Below are 22,186 nucleotides of genomic sequence, written 5' to 3'. Positions count from 1 at the left end.
ATTCCAAAAGTGTCATCCTGTCTTTGGCCATTGTCGTGGTTACCTCCTGAAAGTCTTTGTTGTTATTTGCTTTCAAGAAACCACACAATGGCCTGCTTTTTCAACTCCAGGAATTTACACCACGTACGGGGATTCTACTAACTCGGTAAAGTCGGACGGCTGCCGAGAATCGATATTGCAATCGTATATTTTGACATCGTGACCTGCCTTCTCGAGGACAGCTGCGATATATAGAAGGCCGTACGGCAGAGTGACATACTTCCTGTCCGCAGGTGCAAGTCTGGCTGGATTAACTAATAGTACTTTCATCAATCTCCCTTTAGGTTGTCTGGTCTCTGAATAATTTGCCGATAAGTTCAAGCCCTGTCTGACTGGTGCATAGCGGTTGTAACTCACGGCTTTCATCCCGATAAACGGTGATACCTTTTAATCCCTGCTCGAACGCGCTCATGAACACCCGGGCGATATCTTCCCTGGTTGCGCTGTGCGGGAAGTTCACCGTTTTGCTGACGGCGTTGTCGGTGTGCCGCTGGAACGCGGCTTGAATTCTCACATGCCATTCCGGCGAAACCTGGTGCGCGGTCACGAAAATCCGCCTCACATCCTCCGGCACCTCATCGCGGTTATGGAGGTGGTTGCAGGATACGAGTGTCTCCAGGAGTTCCTGTTTGAAGAACCCGCGTTCCCGGCCTATCCGTTCAAACTGAGGGTTAATCTCAAGCAGGTTCTCGCCGTCGAGAATGTTCCTGACGAAAACCGCGGCGAAGTTGGGTTCGATACCGGATGAAACCCCGGCGATAATCGATAAGGTACCGGTAGGGGCGATAGTCGTGCAGGAAGCGTTTCGCATGGAAATGCCCTTTGTTTGATGGGTGCTTCCCTGCCATGCGGGATACGAGCCGCGCTCCAGGCCTAACCTGTGAGAAGCTTCCCGAGCGTGATTGCCAATGAACTCCATGATCTCCTCAGCCACGGCAATAGCCCTGGTTGAGTTGTAAGGAATACCAAGCATGACCAGCATATCGGCGAAACCCATGACCCCCAGGCCGATCTTGCGGGTGCGTTTTGTGGCGGCTTCAATGGCAGGTACGGGGAACTTGTTGACATCGATCACATTGTCGAGGAACCTTATCGCCAGCGGCACGATCCTGGCAAGTTGATCGAAATCGACTTCTAATCCGTTACCCTCATCCTTGAGCATCCTGACCAGATTTATGGAACCCAGATTGCATGATTCATGCGGCAATAACGCTTGCTCACCACATCCGGTGATAGTCTCCAGCCGGCCGAGGAGGGGGGTGGGATTATCCCGGTTGATCCGGTCGGCGAACACTAAACCGGGATCTCCGGTATGCCACGCTTGATCTATGATTCGCTCGAAGACCCCCCTGGCGGAGAGCCGGCCGGTGGTCTTTCCGCTGTTCGGGTCGATAAGCGGATAGTCGGCGCCGGACCTGACGCGATCCATGAAGTCGTCGGTAATCAGGATGGAGTTGTAAAAATTGGTCAATACTTCCGGGTCGTTCTTAGCCTTGATGAACTCCATAATGTCAGGGTGGTCAACCGACATAATCACCGAATTACAACCCCGACGAACCCCACCTTGGCGAATATAATCCGCCGCCCCGGCGAAAACGTGAATTAACGCTACAGGTCCACCTGCGGTGTTGAGATGCTCGCCGACCGCGGCTCCCCTTGGGCGGATGCGTGAGACATTGATACCGATGCCGCCACCGCTTTTTTGTATGAGCGCGGTTTGTTTGACGGCTTCAAATGTCTCTTCCACCGAATCCGGGATCGGTAGCACGAAACAGGATGATAACTGCCCGGCTTCAGTGCCAGCATTGAAAAGAGTGGGTGAATTAGGCAGGAATTCCAGACGGACCATCATCTTGTAGAATTCCTCGGCTACCGCGGAATTGTCGGCGCCGGCGTTATAAAGAGATTCCGCCGAAGCGACAGCCCCAGCAACGCGCCGGAACATTTCTTCCGGTGTCTCGATAATCTCACCGGCACGGTTACGTTTTAAGTAACGCTTTTCCAGAACCCTGAGTGAATTGGGCGAAAGAGGGGGCATATTTGAATCCACGTCGCTGATCGCTCCCGGGATCTTTCCCAAGTCAGTGATCATGAGTACCTCCCGGAGAAGTATCCCTTAGTAAAAATTGTCGGGTATAACTCGTGTTTTGTTTTCAAAAAATCAAACCTCAAGAGCGCCACGCTCCAAGATTCCGATGTTATTATTCGCTACCTAAATATCTCTTAAAGTAAAAAAGAAGTCAATACGCCATTATGCTTAAATATAATTAGGATTTCATAACCCTTTAATGATTCCTCGATCAGGGTGGTTTATTCTCCGGACCAGGTGTTCCTGAATCCCTGGTTATACCCTGAAACCTCTTTAGTAAATCAATGTTATCATTTTTCCCGGAATATTGTCGCCGTATTGACGCATGAGTTTCCCGATGAGTTTCCCGAATTGGTGGGGACGACATAGGCCGGTAACTTATTGTTTTCACATCACTCCGGCCTTATACTGAAATATACTGCTGATTACTTAACCGGAGGCTCGCCGTGATAAGGGGCATGATCTTCGACCTGGACGGAGTGCTGGTCCAGACTGAAAAACTGAAGGCGAAAGCCTACGCCCTTGCGGTGCAACAGATCCGGAGACTTCCGGAACCGGATGCCCGGGCTGGGGAGGCCTACCGGGAGGTCGTGGGTTCCTCGCGCGAAATCACTTCCCGGCATGTGATGGACAAACTCGGTCTTGAGGCGGAGTTGCGGGCTTTGATGCCGGAATACGAGGCCACCGAACCCTGGGAAGTCCTGACCGCCATAAGATACAAGATATATGACCGGATGGTCGCCGATCCCCAGGTTATCCGGGACAATCAATGGTCTTACAATATCAAGATTCTATCGGAGGCCCGGGCGTTGGGGTGCCGGACCGCCCTGGCCACGCTCTCCAAACGCAAAGATGTCGATCACGTGGTCGAATCCCTGGGAATCGGCCCACTGCTCGATGTCATTTTGACGGCGGAGGACATCTCCAAAGGGAAACCGGACCCTGAGATATACCTGACCGCCGCAAAAAGGCTCGGCGTGCAGCCGAACGAGTGCATCGTCCTGGAAGATTCAGTCAACGGCATCACCGCCGCTCAAAAAGCCGGGATGTACGTCGTTGCCATCGCCACCCCCTTCACCAATGCCAGTATCCACCTCAACGAGATCATCAAGGAAGCCTGGATCGTCCATAAACCGGATAAGGTTGCCGCGGTGGTGCGCAGTTGCATCCGCGCGATCAATGCCAGGGAGACGTCGGAAGCTGATCGGACAGAGACCGTAAGGTGACCTTATACGACCCGAACGATCATTGTCGTAACCTGTAATCGATTATATTTAAAAGGGAGGCACACGATGTTTGCTGTCGGTATGATTCGCGGCCGGGAAGGCTTACAGGCGCTGGAACTGCCTGAACCGGTGATCGAGGAGCCGGATGACATCCTCATCCGGGTTAAAGAGGTCGGCTTGGACGGCACCGATTACAACACGGTAAAAACCGGCGCCGATTTCGACGCCCAGAAGAATTCCATGGTCCTGGGACACGAGATGACCGGTATCGTCGAGGCTGTCGGCTCGGCGGTTACCCGCGTTAAAGAGGGTGATCTGGTGTCCGCCGCCGTCCGTCATGGCTGCGGCATATGTCACCCCTGCCGGGAAAACCAGAGCGACATGTGCATGACCGGACTGTTCACCGAACACGGGATTCACAAGCTGGACGGATACCTGACGGAAAAGGTCGTCGAGAAAGAACAGTATGTGGTCAAAATACCGCCGGAATTTTCTGATATGGCGGTGCTGACCGAACCGATTTCGATCGTGGAAAAGGGTATCCAGCAGATCAGGTTGATCCAGAGCCGCATGCCCTGGAGTTGTTCCCATCCCGAGCACAGTTTCGACTCTCCGATGTGGGGCGGGTGCAAGATCGTCCTGGTTATCGGGGTGGGACCGCTGGGTCTCCTGGCCACCGCGCTCTGCCGGCTCGCCGGGGCGACGGTTATCGCTATCGATATCGTTCCCCCCGATCACCCGAAGGCGGAACTGGTTAAATATATGGACGCTCACTATCTGAATGTCAAAGGCATGAGCGCCCAAGAGGTCATGTCACAAGACATCCTGGCCGGTCAGCGTCTGGACATTGTTTTTGAAGCCTCCGGCGCTTCACCTATCGCCGGTGAGCTTATCATGTACATGTCCAGGAGCAGCATCTACGTGATGACCGGCATCCCGCGCAAGGATTTCAAGATCAATATCGATGCCGCCCAAAGCTTCGGCCAGATGGTCCGGTACAACCAAGTGCTGGTAGGCAGTGTCAATTCCAACCGCAATCATTTCTTAGCCGCCGTAGCGTCTATGCCGGAGATCAACCGGCAGTATCCGGATCTCGCCCGCCGCATCATCACCAATCGTTTCGACCTGGCGGATTTCGAGAAAGCATTTACGGGAAACGATCCGGCTCACATCAAGACCGTGATCCGGGTATCCGGCTAGAGCTGGTACAGATAAATGAGACTGCTACCAGCGATCTCCAGAGAACAGATGGCCGCCGCCGACCGGCTGATGGTCGGGGAATACCGTACCGGCGTTCAACTCATGATGGAACACGCCGGCCTGAACCTGGCCCGCCTGGCGCTGAGCCTGTCGCGGGAGAGCGGGGCTTTTTCGGTGGTCGCCGGCCCGGGTAACAACGGGGGAGGGGGCATCGTCGCCGCCAGGAGGCTGGCGGGGTGGGGGATCGACGTTAAAATCTATCTACCCCGGGGCGCCGGCAGTCTTCGTCCGCTGCCGGCGGAACAACTCGCCAGAGCCAGGGCTTTCGGGGTGCCTGTTATCGAAGGCCTGCCTCCGGACGATGACGAAGCGTGTTGCATCGACGCCTATTTCGGCTACGGTTTTGACCCTGGCGCAAGTGATGATAATAAGGATGTTTTCGATTCCCTGTCATCCCGATTCAACGTGACCTGCCTCGACCTGCCTTCAGGCATGGACGCCGACACCGGGCACAGCTACTCCCACATCAAGCCCCGGGCCACGCTGACCCTGGCTTTTGTCAAAACTGGCTTACTAAAGGCCCAACAAATACACGTCGGGGATCTATACATCGCAGATATCGGGCTGCCAGTGGATCTGTTCCGGGATAGACTGGGGATCAAGTGGCAGGAGCCGTTCGATCCGGAGGCGCTGGATGATCTGGCGGCTGCTTTCCGGCAGGGATCGATCTTACGAGTTAGGTCTTCGATTGTTCCCGACCCGGTGACTCCGGCATGGTGGATCGATTCACCGGCAGGGGTACTCCCAGCCGGGTAAAACAAAAAAAGCCCGCCTTTTCAGACGGACTTGATTCGATCGGTATTGGTAGCGGGGATAGGATTCGAACCTATGACCTTCGGGTTATGAGCCCGACGAGCTGCCACTGCTCCACCCCGCGTCAGACAATTTCTAAGTATCCCACTTTTACCCCCTCGATGTCAACCACCGAACGTATCGACAGAGTGATTCATTGCTGCGCCGAGGTGGATGGTCTATAATTAAATCTCTCCGATTTTGACTTCCTGCGTATTGTTACAACGACCCGGGCGGTGCAAGTGATTCCTGAAAATTTAACCTCCAAAGAAGAACTCCAGGCGCTGTTATGTGGTTTCAGCCGTGACCAGGCAAACCTGATCCCCATGCTGCAGCAGCTTCAGGAGCGCCTGGGTTATCTCCCGCCGGAAGCCATGGCCGCCGCGGCGGAGCGGCTGGGGCTGGCCGAGAGCACCGTTTACAGCGTGGCTTCTTTTTACACCCAGTTCAGGTTCAAGCCCTCCGGCCGCAACGTCATCAAGGTCTGCCGCGGCACCGCCTGCCATGTCGGAGGCGGCGAGCGCATCCTGTCTGAACTGGAACGGCAACTGGAGATCAAACCGGGGGAGACGACGGCGGATCTGGAATATAGCCTGGACACCGTGGCCTGCATCGGCGCCTGCGCCCTGGCGCCGGTAGTGCTCCTGAACGAAGAGATCCACGGCAAAACTTCCACGGGCAACATCCTCGACGCCATCACCCGCCGAAAGAAAACCGGAACGGGTTGCTCATGCCGCCAGTGATCGATTTCCCGACTCTCCAGGCGGAAGCCAAAGCCCACTGGCAGACGCTCATAGAGAGCCCCACCCCCCACATCCTCATCGGCACCGCCACCTGCGGCAAGGTTTCCGGCGCCATGAGCGTGTTGGACGCCATAACCGCCACGCTTGACCGGCTCGGTATCAAGGCCACCATCACCCAGGTAGGCTGCTTCGGCATGTGCTACGCCGAGCCGACCATGGATATCGCCCTGCCCGGCATGCCCCGCGTGAGCTACGGCTTCATGACACCGGAAAAGGCCGGGAAGATCATCGAGGACTTCATTATTAAGGGCGATCCCCGCCCGGATCTGGCTTTATGCACCATCGGCGAGGGCAGCATAGACGGTATCCCGGCTTTCGATGAGATGCCCATGCTCAAGGGTCAGCGCCGCATTGCCCTCAGGAACTGCGGCCACATCAATCCGCTGCGCATCAGTCACTACATCGCCCGCGGCGGTTACGCCGGATTGCACCGGGCACTGACCGCTCTCACTCCCCAGCAGGTCATCGACGAGGTGATGAGATCGGGGCTGCGGGGGCGGGGCGGGGCGGGATTTCCCACCGGTCAGAAATGGCAATTCTGCCATGACGCCAAAGGAACTCCCAAATACGTCATCTGCAACGCCGACGAGGGAGACCCCGGCGCCTTTATGGACCGGTCGATCCTGGAAGGCGATCCCCACTCGGTCATCGAGGGACTGATCATCACCGCTTACGCTATCGGCGCCGCCCACGGTTATATCTATGTCCGCGCCGAATATCCCCTGGCCGTTTCCACGGTTAAACACGCCGTCGAGCAGGCGCGGGAGCACGGCTTTTTAGGCCTCAACATCATGGGTTCGGGCTTCGACTTCGACATTCATATCAAAGAGGGCGCCGGCGCCTTCGTCTGCGGCGAGGAAACGGCGCTCATGGCCAGCATCGAGGGCAAGCGCGGCATGCCCCGCTCCCGCCCCCCCTTCCCCGCCATCTCCGGCCTGTGGGGCAAACCTACCAACATGAACAACGTTAAGACGCTGGCCATGGCGTCATATATCCTGGCCGGCAACGTGGATGAATACGCCGGCATCGGCACCGATAAAAGCAAGGGCACGTGCGTTTTCGCCCTGGCCGGCAATATCAATCACATGGGGCTCATCGAGGTACCCATGGGCACACCGCTTCAGGATGTCATTTTCGGTATCGGCGGCGGCATCCCCAAAGGGAGAAAACTCAAGGCGGTGCAGGTGGGCGGGCCTTCCGGCGGCTGCCTGCCGGCCGCCATGTCCGATATCGGACTCGATTACGAGTCGCTGGTAAAATCCGGCGCCATCATGGGCAGCGGCGGCATGATCGCCATGGATCAGGGCAACTGCATGGTGGACGTGGCCCGTTATTTCCTTTCCTTCGTCCAGGCTGAGTCCTGCGGCAAGTGCGTGCCCTGCCGGCTGGGCACCCGCCAGATGCTCAGCATCCTGGAACGGATCACCAAAGGCGACGGCCGGCCGGAAGATATCCCCCTGCTGGAGGAACTGGCCAAACAGATCAAGGCGGCTTCCCTGTGCGCCCTGGGCGGCACCTCACCCAACCCGGTACTGACGACGCTGAAATACTTCCGTGACGAGTATGAGGCCCACATCATCGAGAAGCGCTGCCCCGCCGGCGTCTGCAAGTCCCTGATCACCTATTCCATCGTCAACGATAAATGTAACGGCTGCCGGCTGTGCGTCAAAGCCTGCCCCGCCCGGGCGATCACCTTCGTCGCCAAGCGCCAGCCGGTCCTCCTGGATGAAGGCCTGTGCAACCGCTGCGGCGTCTGCCGCGATGTCTGTAAACTTGATGCGGTCACGATAACATGAATAATCAAGATACAAGAAACAATAACCAAACAAGCTCCAATTACCAAATTCAAATGACCAAACTTTTGGAACTTCGGGATTTGCGGTCGTTCTCATGATTAAACTCAGAATAGACGATAAAGAAATCATCGCGGTCGAAGGTCAGACGGTGCTGGAAGCCGCTCGTGACGCCGGCGTCTATATCCCCAATCTGTGTTACGCCCCGGACCTCAAACCCTACGGCGGCTGCCGCATGTGTGTGGTGGAGATTGACCGAATGCGCGGACTGCCCACCGCCTGCACCACCCCGGCGGCGGAGGGCATGGTGGTGCGTACCGAGACGCAAGCTCTAATCGATGCCCGCCGCTCCGTGCTCGATCTGCTGCTGGCCGAGCATCCCCTCGATTGCCTCTCCTGCGTTAAGAACCAGCGATGCGAGCTCCAGCGCGTGGCGGCTCATCTCGGTTTTACCGAACGCAAACTGCCCCACAGCGACCGCGTCCAGGCCATCGACGACTCAAACCCCTTCTTCAAGTTGGACCGCAACTATTGTATCCTGTGCGCCCGCTGCACCCGCGCCTGTGACGAGGTTACCGGCAACAACGCCATCGAACTCATAGACCGCGGTTACGATTCCAGGGTGGGTACCGTCGCCGACCGGCCGATCATCGAGACCAACTGCCGCAGTTGCGGCGAATGTGTCGCCCATTGTCCGGTAGCCGCCCTCGCCTCCAAGGATTATGTCAAATCAGACTCCGAGGTATCTACCATCTGCCCCTACTGCGGTGTCGGTTGCGGTTTGAAGCTGCAACTCCGCGGCGGCAGGATCGTCGGCGTGGACGGCGATGAGGCGAACCCTGCGTCGAGGGGAAGACTGTGTGTCAAAGGGCGTTACGGTGTGCGGGAATTCGTCCATCACCCGGATCGGCTCACGGCCCCTCTCATCAAAACCAATGGCGCATTCGTCGAAACCCCCTGGGATGAAGCCCTGGAATACGTCTGCTCCAAGCTGTCCCGCTATCAACCGGAAGAAGTGGCGGTCATCTCCTCCGCCAAGGCTACCAACGAGGAGAATTATCTCATCCAGAAGTTCGCCCGCGCCGTCCTGGGCACCAACTCGGTGGACCATTGCGCCCGGCTGTGCCACAGCCCCACCGTAGCCGGCCTGGCCGCCGCCTTCGGTTCCGGCGCCATGAGCAACTCTATCGGTGACATGAAAGATACCGCCTGCTTCTTCGCCATCGGCGCCAACACCTCGGAGACCCACCCGGTCATCGGTTTCGAGGTCAAGCAGGCCATCAAGAACGGCGCCCGCCTCATCGTGGCCAACCCGGTGAAGATACCCCTGGTCCGCTACGCGGACATCTTCCTGCAACAGACGCCGGGCACCGATGTCCTGCTGCTTTCAGCGATGTGCAAGATCATTTTCGACGAAAAGCTTTACGACGAGACTTTCATTGCCGAACGGACCGAGGGTTTCGAGGCCCTGGCCGAATCGCTCGATAGCTTCGACCTCGACCATGCCGCCACGATCACCGGCGTGCCGCTAGACCAAATTAAGGAAGCGGCACGTTTGTATGCGGCCAGCCGACCGGCCAGCATCCTCTACGCCATGGGCATCACCCAGCACAGCCACGGCACGGACAACGTCAGCGCCGTCGCCAACCTGGCGCTTTTAACCGGCAATCTCGGCAAACCCGGTGCCGGGGTGAACCCGCTCCGCGGCCAGAACAACGTGCAAGGCGCCTGCGATATGGGAGCGTTGCCCGATGTTTTTCCCGGCTATCAGAAGGTCGCCGATAATGAAGTTCGGGCCAAATTCGAAACGGCCTGGGGCGTGTCCCTGCCCAAGAAACGCGGGCTGACCGTTCCGGAGATACTGAAAGCCATCGAAAAAGGAAAGATCAAAGCCCTCTACCTGGTCGGTGAGAACATTATGCTCTCGGATCCGGACATCAACCGGGTCAGAAAAGCCCTCTCCAAGCTTGAACTGCTGGTAGTCCAGGACATCTTCCGCACCGAGACATCGGAAATAGCCCATGTCATCCTGGCTTCGGTGAGTTTTGCGGAAAAAGACGGCACTTTCACCAATACGGAACGCCGGGTGCAGCGGGTCCGCCGCGCCGTCGCCCCTATCGGCGACTCCCGGCCCGACTGGTGGATAACCAACGAACTGGGTAAGCGGTTGGGCGGCAAGGGGTTCGATTACACCGGTCCCGATCGAATATTCGATGAGATGCGATCGCTCACCCCCAGCTACGGCGGCATAACCTGGGAGCGGCTGGAAACCGGCGGTCTTCAATGGCCCTGCCCCACCCCAACCCACCCCGGCACGCCGATACTTCACGTCGAACGATTCAGCCGCGGTAAAGGCGCGTTCAAGGCTCTTGAATACCGCCCCTCGGCCGAGCAGCCTGACGATGAGTATCCCTTCATCCTGACCACCGGCCGCAGCCCGTATCACTTCCACACCGGCACCATGACGCGCCGGGTCGGGGGACTCAAGGTGCTGCAATCGCAGGAGACACTAGAAATCGCATCGAGCGACGCTGACCGTCTGGGTATCGCTGACGGTGAGAATGTCACGGTCACTTCCCGCCGCGGCTCGGTAACTGCCGTGGCCCGGGTCAGCGGGCGGCTGGCACCGGGAGTAGTCTTCATGACCTTCCATTTCCCGGAAACAGCCACCAATATCCTGACCAGCCCGGCTTTTGACCCGGTAGCCCGGATACCGGAGCTGAAAGTAGCTGCCATCAGGCTGGAAAAAGCCCCCTGCGAGGCGCCCGTATGAACCAGTACCTTGGCGTGGATATTATCGAAATATCGCGCATCGAAACCGCCATATCCCGCTGGGGCGAGAACTTTCTGGCCCGGGTTTTCACCGATGCCGAAGTGTCACTCTACCGCAGCAAATTACCGTCCCTGGCCGCCCGTTTCGCCGCCAAGGAAGCGGTGGTCAAGGCGCTGGGTTGCAAGGAATTGATTTACCGTGATATCGAAGTGATCGCTGAACCAGGCCAACGCCCGGAGATCAGGCTTTACGGGCGGGCAAAATCGATTGCCTCAGAACTTGGCATCACCAGCCTCGCCGTCAGCCTGTCTCACAGCCGGGACTATGCCGTGGCAGTGGTGTCGGCGCTGGGTTAGCGTACTTTCCCATCTTCCTCTCCCTTGAGGCCTGCCCTGAGCCTGTCGAAGGGGGAGAGGAATTAAAGGTGAGGGTGTAACTAACTTCCATTAAAAAAGGGAGGCTCCTTCGAGCCTCCCTTTCGTATTCTATTCCAAAGTGTTCTGGGACTTAGCTTTTCCTGGTGACCCCGATCACAAGCAGTACCAAACCTAACCCGATAGCACCCCAGAACGCATAAACGCTCGCCACAAGGATCAGGTTGCGGTTGGCCGCACCTTCTTCCGCCGCGTCTTCGACAGTGTCATCGGTAAAAGTGATTTCGTTGATCAACACCGGGATCGAGGTAGTCGGAGCTACCTGCATATTGATGGTAGTCTTGCTGGTGGTAAAGACCGGTGTGCCGCTGATAGGTTCAACCGATATGATGGTGAACACGTCCACCGTCTGGGGCGCTCCGTTGGCGGCGGCGGGGTAGGCGTTACCTTTACTGTCGATGTTGAAGGTATATACTTTGACGCCCTGAATCGTCTCTTCACGAACAAAGGTCGCCGGTAATGCACTTCCTGTTGTCGCCGACCAGACCTGGTAGGTCTCCTGTTGGACGTCGGCCGGGAAGGTGAACTGGCCGCTGCGTGACTTATCGCCGCCCGTTACGTTCTCTCGGGTCGAACGGTCCACGGCGTACGTTTCAGTCGAATCTAGCGCGGCCAGAGCCGGGTTGATCGCTGATAACGGGGCACCTGAGGTCGCTTCAGTGAATTTAATGACCTGCTGAATAATAAGCGCGCCGGCATCGTTAACACCCGTCGCATCCAGGGTCCGCTCCATCTTGGTATTGATAGGCACCAGAGAACCGGTCGACGGATTGAACACCTGCACCGTGCCTTCAAAACGGTATTCCGCTGTGTAATCCTCCGGAAGTTTGGCCATGCCGGGGAAGATGAAATACAACCAGACCAGGGCAAAGGCGATGAGGACGATTCCGAGTGACGTCAGTACGCGCCGCATTTGGACCCCTTTCATTCTCTCGCAGGTTGAATACCTGTTCAAGTATTTTTATTGATGACCATCATAGGAGCAAAATGTACCATTGTCAATAGATTGAATGAACTACCAATCAGTTATTGACACCAAAGCCTTTTGACATCTAAGAAACGCGCTGTTATAATCCCCTTCAACTCCGCCGAAATGGCGGTAACTCTTCGAGTTCCGACGACCTAAAACAAATGTCATGGTTGCGGAACCGGTGAGCTGCAAAGCTCCGAGGGTACAGGTGGAAACACCGGTGCCTCCCGTATTTGGAAAGAGGAGAGCCAGTGAAAGTTTGGTATTGCACCTGAAGAGACGCTTGATTCTATAAGTGTCTCTTTTTTTCATTTCATTGGTATGGCTGCATAGCTATCCCTTCTCCATTTAACGAAGAGTTACCTCCGTCAAGGCGCGCAGTAGAAGATTCTCAGGAGGTTCTATGCGTACCTGGCTCAGGAAACTCAAGCCCCTTATCATCGTTGCCACCACACTGGCTCTGCTCATGGCTATCGCGGGCGGTTGCACTCCGAAGGAAGCAACTCCGACCGTCGATGACTCCCCGTTGGTCCTGACACTGGTCAACGGCACCCAGACCAAGGAATTGACCTTCAACCAGCTCAAGGCACTAAGCGCCAAAGATGGACAGGCTGGCCTTATGAACTCCACCGGCCGCATCATCGCTCCCCAGGGATTCAAGGGCGTATCCATCGCCGACCTGCTCAGCCAGATCGGTGGCATCACCGAAGCTAACGCCGTACGCGTGGAAGCCAAGGACGGCTACACCATGACGCTGTCCCACCGTCAGATCACGGAAGGCTACTTCACCGCCTTCGACGTGGCCAGCGGTAATGAACTTTCCAATCCCCCGCCCCTGATCCCCATCATCGCTTACGAACAGTCAGGCAATGAAATCCCGGATTCCGACGGCCCCCTTCGCATGGTCATCCTAGCTAATGATACCACCGTCACCGAAGGCCACTGGTGGGTCAAATGGGTCACCAAGATCGAGATTATCGAGGCGGCCGCCACCTGGACCCTCATGTTGGAAGGTGGCATCACCGAAGAGATGGATTACGCCACTTTCGAATCCGGCGCTACCCCCGGCTGCCACGGCGCGGAATGGACCGACCCGGATGGCAACGTCTGGCAGGGTATCCCCCTGTGGCGCCTGCTGGGCTGGGTCGACGACGGCCAGAAGCACCAGCGCGATATCGCCTTCAACGACGACCTGGCGAATGCCGGATACCAGATCCAGGTTACCGCATCCGACGGTTTCTCCCGGACCATCTCCTCCGAACTGGTAAAGCGCAATGACAAGATAATCGTCGCTTTCAAGATGAACGGTGAAATGTTGTCAGAAGCCTTCTTCCCGCTGCGACTGGTCGGCGAAGGCCTAACCAAAGGCCAGATGGTCAGTCTGATTGTATCGATCAAGATCATCTTCCCATAATGTTTACCCCGGAGAGAGCGGAATGAAGCGGATCGGACTGTTGTTGGCAGGTCTCCTGGTAGCGTCGTGTACCCTCCCGGCGTCTACCGGTTGCAGCGGCGAGCAAACTAGTACGAAGCTGGTAGTTTTTGAAGCCGGCAGTCTGCTGGTGCCCTTCGAGGCTATTGAAAAAGCCTTTGAGAGCAAATATCCCCATATCGATGTCCTCATGGAAGGCCATGGCAGCATCCAGGTGATACGCCATGTCACCGAGATTCATGACGACATCGATGTGGTGGCTGTGGCGGACTATTCGCTCATTCCGCTCCTCATGTATCCCACACTATTGCCGAACACCACCGAGTCCTACGCCGATTGGACGATCCAGTTCGCCGGCAACCGGCTCGGCATCGCTTATACAGATGACAGTCTTTACAGCGATGAGATTGACGCCGGCAACTGGTTCGAGATATTGAACCGGGAAGAGGTCCGGCTGGGTTTGGCCGACCCCCGGCTGGATGCGGTGGGTTACCGTACACTGATGATTGCCCAACTCGCGGAAGCTTACTACGACGACAACACCATCTTCGAGAATCTCTTCACCTTCAACCTCACCGGGCCGGTACGCTCGCTGGATGAAGGGAACGGTTTTAACATCGTCGTTCCGGAACTCATCGAGGCGCGGACCCGGCATATCGCCCTGAGGGGTTTCTCTGTCCAGTTGCTGTCCCTGCTCGAGGCGGGCCAAATCGATTACGCCTTCGAGTACGAGAGCGTAGCCGAACAGCATGGCTTGAATTTCCTGGCGCTGCCGCCGGAGATCGACTTCAGCCGTGAAGAGTTCCAGGATTTGTATTCCACGGTTAAAGTCACCCTGGACTTCCGGCGCTTCGCCTCTGTCACCCCCGTTTTCCTCGGCGAACCCATCTTCTACGGTATTACCATCCCCGCCTCCGCCTCCCACCCGGATGAAGCGGCGCTGTTCATCGAATTCCTGTTGAGCGCGGAAGGGCAGGCCATCATGAACGAGCACTCACACCCCCCTCTCATACCCCCGCGCTGTGACAACCCGGCCTCCCTGCCGGACGATTTGAAAAACCTGTTCAGGTAATCCGATGGTCCACCCGAATTGATGGCTAAGAGTCGAAGACGCCCAAAGAATTCGTGGCTGCCGGTGGTATTTTCCTTGCTGGGGGCGACCCTGGTCCTTTTCATCGTCCTGCCGCTGGGCCGACTGATCTTCTCCGCTGAGACCGGACGGCTGTTGGAGACACTGACCGACAGCGTGGTCATGAGTTCCATCGGCCTGACTATCCTGGCCGCCCTGGCGGCTACGGCGATCGGTTTGGTTTTGGGCGTGCCCCTGGCCTACCTGTTAGCCCACTACCGGTTCCCCGGTAAACGGCTGCTGGAAGGGGTGGTCAACCTGCCGGTAGTCATTCCCCATTCCGCTGCCGGCATCGCTCTTCTCTTCGTCTTCGGCCGCAGTTTCTGGGTCGGCCAGAGATTCGAGGATGTTGGCATCGAATTCGTCGATTCCATAGCCGGGATCATCATCGCCATGCTCTTCGTCAGCGTGCCGTTCCTGTTGAACGCCGCCCGCGATGGCTTCAGCCGCATTGATGACCGGCTGATCGGCGTCGCCCGGACTCTGGGCGCCTCCCCCTCTCAGGCTTTCATCCAGGTCGCCCTGCCGCTGGCCCGGCGCAACATTTTAAGCGGCGGCCTTATGATGTGGGCTCGGAGCATGAGCGAGTTCGGCGCCGTCATTATCCTGGCCTATCATCCCATGATCGCGCCGGTCCTGGTGTATGAACGATTTCAGACCCAGGGTCTGGCGGCCACCGTTCCCATTGCCGCGCTGCTGGTCATCATCTCGCTGATCATTTTCATCGGCATCAGGCTGCTGCTGAGCCGGGGGGCAAATGCTGGTTATTGAGGACCTGTCGGTCAACGCCGGCGCCTTTAAACTAAGAGAGATCAATCTGGAGATCAAGACCGGAGAGTACCTGGTGCTGCTTGGTCCTACCGGTTCCGGCAAGACGGTACTGCTGGAAACTATTGCCGGACTGCGCCGCCCGGAGCGAGGCACCATTCGGCGCGACGGTACCAATCTGTGTGGCCTGAATCCGGAGGAGCGGGGACTGTCTTTAGTCTACCAGGACCAGATGCTCTTTCCCCATCTGACCGTCCATGACAATGTCTGCTTCGGTCTCAAAATGCAGCGCCGGTCCCGTGATGTTATCGAAGCTTCCCTCGACAGAATTTGCCAATTGATAAACATAGAACACCTGCTGGGTCGCAGACCAGGTACGTTGAGTGGCGGCGAGCGCCAGAACGTAGCCCTCGCACGGTCCCTCATTACAAGTCCCTGGCTGCTGCTGCTGGATGAACCATTCAGCTCCATGGATGCCTCATTGCGCCGCGGTTCCCGGGCGCACATGAAAAAACTACAGCGGGAGTTGGGGTTCACCTGCATCCATGTCACCCATGATCTGGAAGAAGCCATGGACATGGCCGACCGGATAGCTTTCATACTGGACGGACGGTTGGCACGCGTCGGAAGCCCGGAGAATTTCCTTTTGTGGCCGGATTTGGCTTTCAAATCCCTCTACGACTTGTGAACACCCGGGTGTATAATAAAAGCAGCAAATCAAAGGAGGCAAACATGATCAGCGCACGCAATCAGTTCAAGGGCACAGTCAAGGAAGTCAAACTCGGCACCGTCATGGCGGAAGTGATAGTTTCAGCCGCCGGTATCGAGATCGTCAGCCTCATCTCCCGCGCTTCGGCTGAAGGTATGAAACTGAAAGCCGGTGATACTGTAACGGCGATCATCAAATCGACCGAGGTTATGGTCGCTAAGGAATAGCGGTGGATTTTATCCGCTAAACATCCCGGACGGTGGTTGGGGATATCGCCCCGGTCTTATGCCGCGGCCGGTGGTTGATGAAAAGAGCCACAACCGCCCCGCCAATACAAACGTACATCGCCACAGTCATGGCCGAACTCAAGGCCAGGGTGAACTGTTCCGTCATCACCTCGGCGATGAGCGTCTGAAGAAAACTCGGGGCATTGACCGTGGCCACTGCCCCCATTCCCCCCTTGCTCACCCCTTCGATGATAGCGTCCTTGGCTTCCTGCGGCATGAACGGTATGCCGGCAAAGAACAACCTGAGATTATTGACCATGTGAAACTGCAGCACCGCCCCCAGCACCGCTATGCCCAGCACCGCTCCGGTCTGACGCATGGTAGTCAGCACTCCAGAGGCTGCCCCTGATCTGGCCACCGGAACTGATGCCATCACTACCGCCCCCAGCGGCGCCATGACCAGCCCCAAGCCCAATCCCGCCAAACCCAGCGGCCAGGCAAGCATTCGGCCATCGATCTCGGGTGTCACCTGGGACAAAAGTGACAGTGCCAGCGCCACCATCAGCATACCCGCCGACATCAACCATCGCATCCGAATATAGTCAGCCAAACGCCCCGCAATCGGAGAGATCACCATAAGCGCCAGCGGCATAGGCAGCACGATCAACCCTGTGGTCATGGGGGAATAATCCCTGACCGCCTGGAGATACATCACCGATAAGAATATTGTGCCCACCAGGCTGAACATGACGATCAATCCCAGGAAATTCCCGGCGGAGAAGGAAAGATTACGGAAGAGGTTGAGTTCGATTAGCGGCGTCGGACTCCCGGCCTCTATAAAGACGAATAAAATCAATGCCGCCAGGCTTACACCAAACAAGCTCAGGATAAGCGGCGATGTCCAACCAAAGGCCTGACCCTCAACAAGGGCATAGGTGAGCGTTCCCAGCCCTACCGATGCGGCCAGGATCCCGGGTACGTCTATCCGTCGGCTGGTCCCGGGATCTTTCGTTTCCGGGACGATTTTTACCGCTGCCGCTAGGGCAAGGATGCCGACCGGCAGGTTCACCAGGAAGACCCACTCCCAGCCCGGTCCGCCCACCAGCAACCCGCCGATGATAGGCCCCAGCGCCGCCGCCGCCCCGGCCGTGGCACCCCAGATACCCATGGCGAGTCCCCGCTGCCCGCCATGGAAGGTGACATTCAGAATAGACAGGGTGGCCGGCATCATCGCGGCTCCGCCGATAGCCTGGAGCGCGCGGGCGCCGATCAGCCATTCGATACTGGGCGCTAGCCCGCATAACAGTGACGCAACGGTGAACAGCACCAGTCCTCCGGTAAACAGGCGCTTCCGGCCAAAGATATCACCCAGCCGCCCCATGGTGATCAGAAGCACGGCAAATATCAGGATATAAACATTGAGCACCCACTCAGCGTCAGCCAGAGAGGCGGCGAGGCGCTCCATGATGCTCGGTAAAGCTATATTGACGATGGTGACGTCAAGGTTGATCATGAACAGAGCGGCGGAAATCACCGCCAGGACATGCCACTTATTAAATTTGCGGGGTTCGGTCACCAAGCCTCCAGACCAACACGGGTAACCCATTCTAAAGCCGAAGCAATAATCAGTCAATGGCGATGACGCTTCCTGTAATATCCGAATGTAGCTCCATCCAACAACGGGTTCATTTCGCGGATTCCGTTTAATTCACCTACCCGAAGTGTTAGAATAGCAATCGAACGAACGTTAACCGCAAGGAGCACGATATGTCCGGACATTCCAAGTGGGCTACCATCAAACATCAGAAAGGCGCCGCCGACGCCAAGCGCGGCCAGATATTCACCAAGCTTTCCCGTGAGATCATTCTCTCCGCCAAGGAAGGCGGCCCGGACCCGGACATGAATGCCCGCCTGCGCCTGGCCGTTCAAAAGGCCAAGGACGCCCGCATGCCGTCCGATAACATCGAACGCGCCATAAAGAAAGGCAGCGGCCAGCTTGAAGGTGAAACCCTCCTCGAACTGACGCTGGAAGGTTACGGGCCCGGCGGCGTGGCGGTGCTGGTTCATGCCGTTTCCGACAACCGCAACCGTGCCATCCAGGAGGTCCGGCACCTCTTCACCAAGAGCGGCGGCGCCATGGGCGAAGCCGGGTGTGTGTCCTGGATCTTCGAACCCAAAGGCAGCATCACCGTCAAAACAGACGGCCGGGATACGGACGAACTGACACTCGAGGTCATCGACGCCGGCGCCGAGGACGTCAAGACCGACGATGAAGAATATATGGAAGTTGTTACCGCGCCGGACCAGTTGGAGAAGGTACGCCTGGCGCTGGAGGCCAAAGGCCTGACCATCGAGTCCGCCGGCATGGATATGCACCCCAAGACGCTGATCGAACTTGACGAAGACACGGCGATGCAGGCTCTCAAACTACTGACCGCTATGGAGGAACTGGAAGACGTGCAAAACGTCTATTCCAACGCCGATTTCGACCCGGCGGTAGTGGAGAAGTTCCAGGCGGCTTAAGTGAGAATTCTGGGCATTGACCCCGGCACCCGCCGTCTCGGCTACGGGATCATCGACTCCGAAGGCTCGACGGTGATTTATGTCACCTGCGGCACCGTAAGCTGCTCCGAAAAGCTCCCGATGGCCGAAAAATTGAAACACCTCTACGCCGAGCTGGTAAAGGTGATCAACACCCACCACCCGGACTGCGCCGCCGTGGAGAGCCCTTTTTTCTCTGAGAACGCCCGCTCAGCTTTCACCATCGGCAAGGCCCAGGCGGTAGCCATACTGGCCGCCGCCAACGCAGGACTCGATGTTTTCGAATACCCCCCAGCCCGCATCAAGTCCCACATCACCGGTTCCGGCGCCTCGTCCAAGGATCAAGTGGCCCGTATGGTGATGCTCCAGTTGAACCTGACCGACCTCCCCGCTACCTCCGACGCCGCCGACGCATTGGCCTGCGCCCTGTGCCACATTCAGGAAGCCCAGGCGGCCGCAATCATCCGGCATGGTATTTAACCGAATGATTATGCCACAGTCTCAGATCGCCTGCGCGAAATAACCTGATCCCTCGAGGTTATTTGTCAACGGTAAATTGCCGTATTTTTGCCTATATATCTCTCTTATTGCGTCAGTATTCTTGATATTTTTGTTTAACTTTGCTACTATTTAGATAGAGGGTCGATGAAAATAGCCAGGTACACTATGTTCGTAACCGTAACCATGACTGGTGTGGAATCGCATCGTATCCGGCGATATGAGGCTGCCGGACTGGTCAGTCCCACTCGTTCGGACGGCAAACACCGCATGTTCTCGGATGCCGATATCGAGGTTATTCGGGAAATAGAAGCTTTGACTCGTCGTGGGGTGAATTTCGCGGGCGTCCGGCACATCATGGGTTTACGGCGGGGAGGTGAATGATCAAAGAAGAAGAAAAACCGCATAATTACAGATTTTCCACAATCCGGTGACTAATTATCGACTTAATGGAGGCAAAGCTATGATGCTGCAAAAATGGGATCCATTTCGGGAGATGCGGGCCTTTGAACGCGCTTTGAATCGTCCATGGCGAGGCACCGCCTGGCCGGAGGAGACTGAACAATGGAATATACCGATCGATGTCGTTCGCAAGGGTGAAGAAATCATCGTTAAAGCCTCGATGCCAGGCGTCAAGCCGGAAGACATTGAGGTTTCTGTAGAAAACAATGTCCTGACGCTCAAGGCTGAGAGTGCCACCGACAATGAGATGGAAGAGGGTGGCTATATGGTGCGGGAACGCGCCTGGGGTTCATTCTATCGGGCGTTGTCCCTCCCTGACACTGTTGACACCGCAAGGATCGAACCGGTTTATGCCAACGGTGTACTGACCATCACCCTGCCAACCGCGGAAGACAAGAAGAGAAAGCAGATAAAAGTGGCTGTCAAGAAAGAAGAACCGAAGGCGATCGAATCAAAATAAACATATCTGAGTTGGCAGAAATTGAAAGGGATGCGACTCCGCATCCCTTTCAATTTTTATTTCGATTTTCGATGGTGGTGCTTCGAAGCTATACAGTCACCAGCACCGGCAGCACCATCGGCCGCCGCCGTGTTTTCTCATAATAGAACTTGGACAGCAGATCGCGTACCCGGTTTGAAATGACCGCGGAGTCGGAAACGCGCTGCACCTCTTCCTCGAACATCCGCGTCACCAGATCACGGCTTTCCTCGATGAGCGCCCGGCCAATTTCAGGATCGACAAACCCACGTGAAACGATATCAGGCCGCACTGCCAGGTGCCCGGATTCGGCGTCAAGGGTGACGATAGCCACCACGATGCCGTCCTGCGCAAGCATCTTGCGATTCCGCAGAACCACACCGTTGACATCGCCGACCGACAAGCCGTCAACATAGACGTTGCTCGACGGCGCGTGGCCGACTACTTTACCGCCGCTCGCGGTCAGTTCCAGGATATCGCCATCCTCCAGTGTAAAGATGTTATCAGGGGCCACCCCCATCTGCTCCGCCAGTTGCGAATGTAGCTTCAGGTGGCGGTATTCACCGTGCACCGGTATGAAATATTGCGGCCGGATAAGGCTCTGCAGCAGCCTCAGTTCTTCCTGGGAGGCGTGACCATGAACGTGCACCTTGGCCACGCGGTCGTAAAATACCTGCGCGCCCAGCTTGAATAGGCTGTCGATAGTCTTGGCCACCACCGACTCGTTGCCGGGGATGGGTGAGGCGGAGATGATGATAGTGTCATCTTTTTTGATCTGCACCTCGCGGTGCTCCCCGTTGGCGATACGCACCAGCGCGGACGTAGGCTCACCCTGGGAACCGGTGGTGACCAGAGCGACCCGGTTCGGCGGCAGGCGGTGCATATCGGACAGGTCGCCGATAAGCCCTTCCGGCGCCTTGAGATAACCCAGTCTGAGCGCCATTTTGACGATCTCGCTCATGCTGCGCCCGGCGATGAATATTTTCCGGTTATACTTAACAGCCGCGTCCATTACCTGCTGGATGCGGCCCACCAGTGAGGCAAAGGTGGTCACGATCACCCGCCCCGGCGCGTTGGACATGACGGCAGATATGGTCTCACCTACGACTCTTTCAGAAGGCGTGTAACCCGGGATTTCCACGTGGGTAGAGTCAGCCATCAGCAGCAATACACCCTCGGCTCCCACCTGCGCCAGACGCGCCAGGTCGGATGGGCGGCAGCCTACCGGGGTATAGTCCAGCTTGAAATCGCCGGAATGGACGATGATGCCCAGGGGGGTTCGGATGATCAGGCCGGCGGCGTCCGGGATGGAGTGACACATGGCCACGAACTCGACGCTGAAAACCCCAAGGTTGATGGTTTCGCCGGGTTTCACTTCATGTATCTTATTGGTGTGGACGCGGGCTTCTTTGAGTTTGACGCTGATCAGACCGTGGGGCAGCGGGGCGCAGTAGATCGGCACGTCGAGCTGCGGCAGAACATAGGGCAGCGCGCCGATATGGTCCTCATGGCCGTGAGTGATGATGATGCCGCGGACTTTATCCTTACGCTCCACCAGGTAAGTGACATCGGGGATAACCAGGTCAACGCCCGGCATGTCTTCTTCGGGAAACATCAGGCCGCAGTCGACGATGATGATGTCGTCACCGTACTCGATGACCATCATGTTCTTGCCGATTTCGCCCAGACCGCCCAGCGGTACTACCCGCAATTTCGCTTCCGGGCGCTGCCGCGTCAGCTGCGGCTTTCCCTGGCTCCGGGAT

20 protein-coding genes, 1 tRNA gene and 1 riboswitch are annotated in these 22,186 nt (G+C 57.0%); of the genes, 16 read left to right on the top strand and 5 right to left on the bottom strand.

From position 1 onward, the window contains the following. Window positions 1-319: 319 nt before the first annotated feature. Complete coding sequence (locus ABFB09_RS02680) at window positions 320-2,131, bottom strand: adenosylcobalamin-dependent ribonucleoside-diphosphate reductase (RefSeq protein WP_346999680.1); 1,812 nt, start codon at window positions 2,129-2,131, stop codon at window positions 320-322. A gap of 443 nt (window positions 2,132-2,574) precedes the next feature. Between ABFB09_RS02680 and ABFB09_RS02675 the strand changes: the two genes are divergently transcribed. The 3 genes from ABFB09_RS02675 to ABFB09_RS02665 all read left to right on the top strand — a co-directional run bounded on the left by ABFB09_RS02675 (window position 2,575) and on the right by ABFB09_RS02665 (window position 5,370). Beyond that, a complete protein-coding gene (locus tag ABFB09_RS02675; RefSeq protein ID WP_346999679.1) occupies window positions 2,575-3,354 on the top strand; it encodes an HAD family phosphatase in 780 nt (259 codons plus the stop codon). 66 nt (window positions 3,355-3,420) lie between these two features. Then, window positions 3,421-4,554, top strand: a complete 1,134-nt coding sequence (locus tag ABFB09_RS02670; protein ID WP_346999678.1) for an alcohol dehydrogenase catalytic domain-containing protein — start codon at window positions 3,421-3,423, stop codon at window positions 4,552-4,554. A 15-nt stretch (window positions 4,555-4,569) separates the two neighbouring features. Further along, complete coding sequence (locus tag ABFB09_RS02665; RefSeq protein ID WP_346999677.1) at window positions 4,570-5,370, top strand: NAD(P)H-hydrate epimerase; 801 nt, start codon at window positions 4,570-4,572, stop codon at window positions 5,368-5,370. 46 nt (window positions 5,371-5,416) lie between these two features. On the opposite strand, the gene ABFB09_RS02660 is transcribed toward ABFB09_RS02665, so the two are convergent. Beyond that, a tRNA-Met gene (locus ABFB09_RS02660) sits at window positions 5,417-5,491 on the bottom strand. A 157-nt stretch (window positions 5,492-5,648) separates the two neighbouring features. Between ABFB09_RS02660 and nuoE the strand changes: the two genes are divergently transcribed. The 4 genes from nuoE to acpS all read left to right on the top strand — a co-directional run bounded on the left by nuoE (window position 5,649) and on the right by acpS (window position 11,131). After that, a complete protein-coding gene (gene nuoE / locus ABFB09_RS02655) occupies window positions 5,649-6,149 on the top strand; it encodes an NADH-quinone oxidoreductase subunit NuoE (RefSeq protein ID WP_346999676.1) in 501 nt (166 codons plus the stop codon). Continuing rightward, on the top strand, window positions 6,137-8,005 hold the full coding sequence (locus tag ABFB09_RS02650; RefSeq protein WP_346999675.1) for an NADH-quinone oxidoreductase subunit NuoF: 1,869 nt from the start codon (window positions 6,137-6,139) through the stop codon (window positions 8,003-8,005). Before nuoE ends, ABFB09_RS02650 begins: the two co-directional genes overlap by 13 nt. A 94-nt stretch (window positions 8,006-8,099) precedes the next feature. After that, on the top strand, window positions 8,100-10,775 hold the full coding sequence (gene fdhF, locus ABFB09_RS02645) for a formate dehydrogenase subunit alpha (protein WP_346999674.1): 2,676 nt from the start codon (window positions 8,100-8,102) through the stop codon (window positions 10,773-10,775). Beyond that, complete coding sequence (acpS, locus tag ABFB09_RS02640; RefSeq protein WP_346999673.1) at window positions 10,772-11,131, top strand: holo-ACP synthase; 360 nt, start codon at window positions 10,772-10,774, stop codon at window positions 11,129-11,131. Before fdhF ends, acpS begins: the two co-directional genes overlap by 4 nt. 151 nt (window positions 11,132-11,282) lie before the next feature. On the opposite strand, the gene ABFB09_RS02635 is transcribed toward acpS, so the two are convergent. Continuing rightward, entirely contained in the window at window positions 11,283-12,122 is an 840-nt protein-coding gene (locus ABFB09_RS02635; protein ID WP_346999671.1) for a porin PorA family protein, read from the bottom strand. Between the two features lie 180 nt (window positions 12,123-12,302). Continuing rightward, window positions 12,303-12,439: riboswitch (molybdenum cofactor riboswitch) on the top strand. Between the two features lie 143 nt (window positions 12,440-12,582). Between ABFB09_RS02635 and ABFB09_RS02630 the strand changes: the two genes are divergently transcribed. Genes ABFB09_RS02630 through ABFB09_RS02610 form a run of 5 tightly spaced genes read left to right on the top strand, consistent with a single transcriptional unit; the run spans window position 12,583 to window position 16,444 of the window. Further along, window positions 12,583-13,593 (top strand): molybdopterin-dependent oxidoreductase, encoded by a 1,011-nt coding sequence (locus tag ABFB09_RS02630; RefSeq protein WP_346999669.1) that lies wholly within the window; start codon window positions 12,583-12,585, stop codon window positions 13,591-13,593. 22 nt (window positions 13,594-13,615) lie between these two features. Then, window positions 13,616-14,683, top strand: coding sequence for a tungstate ABC transporter substrate-binding protein WtpA (wtpA, locus tag ABFB09_RS02625; protein ID WP_346999668.1), 1,068 nt, complete (start codon window positions 13,616-13,618; stop codon window positions 14,681-14,683). A gap of 21 nt (window positions 14,684-14,704) precedes the next feature. Next, a complete protein-coding gene (locus tag ABFB09_RS02620; RefSeq protein ID WP_346999667.1) occupies window positions 14,705-15,511 on the top strand; it encodes an ABC transporter permease in 807 nt (268 codons plus the stop codon). Further along, the gene (locus tag ABFB09_RS02615) at window positions 15,498-16,196 is read left to right on the top strand and encodes an ATP-binding cassette domain-containing protein (protein ID WP_346999665.1); all 699 of its coding nucleotides are present in this window, start codon (window positions 15,498-15,500) and stop codon (window positions 16,194-16,196) included. The genes ABFB09_RS02620 and ABFB09_RS02615 overlap by 14 nt, the downstream gene beginning before the upstream one ends. 44 nt (window positions 16,197-16,240) lie before the next feature. Then, a complete protein-coding gene (locus ABFB09_RS02610; RefSeq protein ID WP_346999664.1) occupies window positions 16,241-16,444 on the top strand; it encodes a TOBE domain-containing protein in 204 nt (67 codons plus the stop codon). Window positions 16,445-16,460: 16 nt separating this feature from the next. On the opposite strand, the gene ABFB09_RS02605 is transcribed toward ABFB09_RS02610, so the two are convergent. Continuing rightward, complete coding sequence (locus ABFB09_RS02605; RefSeq protein ID WP_346999663.1) at window positions 16,461-18,020, bottom strand: DHA2 family efflux MFS transporter permease subunit; 1,560 nt, start codon at window positions 18,018-18,020, stop codon at window positions 16,461-16,463. 191 nt (window positions 18,021-18,211) lie between these two features. Between ABFB09_RS02605 and ABFB09_RS02600 the strand changes: the two genes are divergently transcribed. From ABFB09_RS02600 to ABFB09_RS02585, 4 genes are all read left to right on the top strand, one after another. Continuing rightward, window positions 18,212-18,967, top strand: coding sequence for a YebC/PmpR family DNA-binding transcriptional regulator (locus ABFB09_RS02600; RefSeq protein ID WP_346999662.1), 756 nt, complete (start codon window positions 18,212-18,214; stop codon window positions 18,965-18,967). Continuing rightward, a complete protein-coding gene (gene ruvC, locus ABFB09_RS02595) occupies window positions 18,968-19,465 on the top strand; it encodes a crossover junction endodeoxyribonuclease RuvC (RefSeq protein ID WP_346999660.1) in 498 nt (165 codons plus the stop codon). It abuts the gene before it with no gap. A 165-nt stretch (window positions 19,466-19,630) separates the two neighbouring features. Continuing rightward, the gene (locus tag ABFB09_RS02590) at window positions 19,631-19,867 is read left to right on the top strand and encodes a MerR family transcriptional regulator (RefSeq protein WP_346999659.1); all 237 of its coding nucleotides are present in this window, start codon (window positions 19,631-19,633) and stop codon (window positions 19,865-19,867) included. 79 nt (window positions 19,868-19,946) lie between these two features. Then, window positions 19,947-20,405, top strand: a complete 459-nt coding sequence (locus ABFB09_RS02585; RefSeq protein ID WP_346999658.1) for an Hsp20/alpha crystallin family protein — start codon at window positions 19,947-19,949, stop codon at window positions 20,403-20,405. An 88-nt stretch (window positions 20,406-20,493) separates the two neighbouring features. Here the strand turns inward: ABFB09_RS02585 and ABFB09_RS02580 are convergent, their stop codons facing one another. Next, window positions 20,494-22,134, bottom strand: a complete 1,641-nt coding sequence (locus tag ABFB09_RS02580; protein ID WP_346999657.1) for a ribonuclease J — start codon at window positions 22,132-22,134, stop codon at window positions 20,494-20,496. Between the last annotated feature and the right edge of the window lie 52 nt (window positions 22,135-22,186).

Source organism: Dehalogenimonas sp. THU2, assembly GCF_039749495.1.
GTDB lineage: Bacteria > Chloroflexota > Dehalococcoidia > Dehalococcoidales > Dehalococcoidaceae > Dehalogenimonas.
This window is presented reverse-complemented; position numbering and strand designations above follow the sequence as displayed.

Coding starts and splice junctions, on each gene's coding strand:
- ABFB09_RS02680 (WP_346999680.1), bottom strand. CDS start 2,131: ATGATCACTGACTTGGGAAAGATCCCGGGAGCGATCAGCGACGTGGAT.
- ABFB09_RS02670 (WP_346999678.1), top strand. CDS start 3,421: ATGTTTGCTGTCGGTATGATTCGCGGCCGGGAAGGCTTACAGGCGCTG.
- ABFB09_RS02665 (WP_346999677.1), top strand. CDS start 4,570: ATGAGACTGCTACCAGCGATCTCCAGAGAACAGATGGCCGCCGCCGAC.
- ABFB09_RS02650 (WP_346999675.1), top strand. CDS start 6,137: ATGCCGCCAGTGATCGATTTCCCGACTCTCCAGGCGGAAGCCAAAGCC.
- fdhF (WP_346999674.1), top strand. CDS start 8,100: ATGATTAAACTCAGAATAGACGATAAAGAAATCATCGCGGTCGAAGGT.
- acpS (WP_346999673.1), top strand. CDS start 10,772: ATGAACCAGTACCTTGGCGTGGATATTATCGAAATATCGCGCATCGAA.
- ABFB09_RS02635 (WP_346999671.1), bottom strand. CDS start 12,122: ATGCGGCGCGTACTGACGTCACTCGGAATCGTCCTCATCGCCTTTGCC.
- ABFB09_RS02630 (WP_346999669.1), top strand. CDS start 12,583: ATGCGTACCTGGCTCAGGAAACTCAAGCCCCTTATCATCGTTGCCACC.
- wtpA (WP_346999668.1), top strand. CDS start 13,616: ATGAAGCGGATCGGACTGTTGTTGGCAGGTCTCCTGGTAGCGTCGTGT.
- ABFB09_RS02620 (WP_346999667.1), top strand. CDS start 14,705: ATGGCTAAGAGTCGAAGACGCCCAAAGAATTCGTGGCTGCCGGTGGTA.
- ABFB09_RS02615 (WP_346999665.1), top strand. CDS start 15,498: ATGCTGGTTATTGAGGACCTGTCGGTCAACGCCGGCGCCTTTAAACTA.
- ABFB09_RS02610 (WP_346999664.1), top strand. CDS start 16,241: ATGATCAGCGCACGCAATCAGTTCAAGGGCACAGTCAAGGAAGTCAAA.
- ABFB09_RS02600 (WP_346999662.1), top strand. CDS start 18,212: ATGTCCGGACATTCCAAGTGGGCTACCATCAAACATCAGAAAGGCGCC.
- ABFB09_RS02590 (WP_346999659.1), top strand. CDS start 19,631: ATGAAAATAGCCAGGTACACTATGTTCGTAACCGTAACCATGACTGGT.
- ABFB09_RS02585 (WP_346999658.1), top strand. CDS start 19,947: ATGATGCTGCAAAAATGGGATCCATTTCGGGAGATGCGGGCCTTTGAA.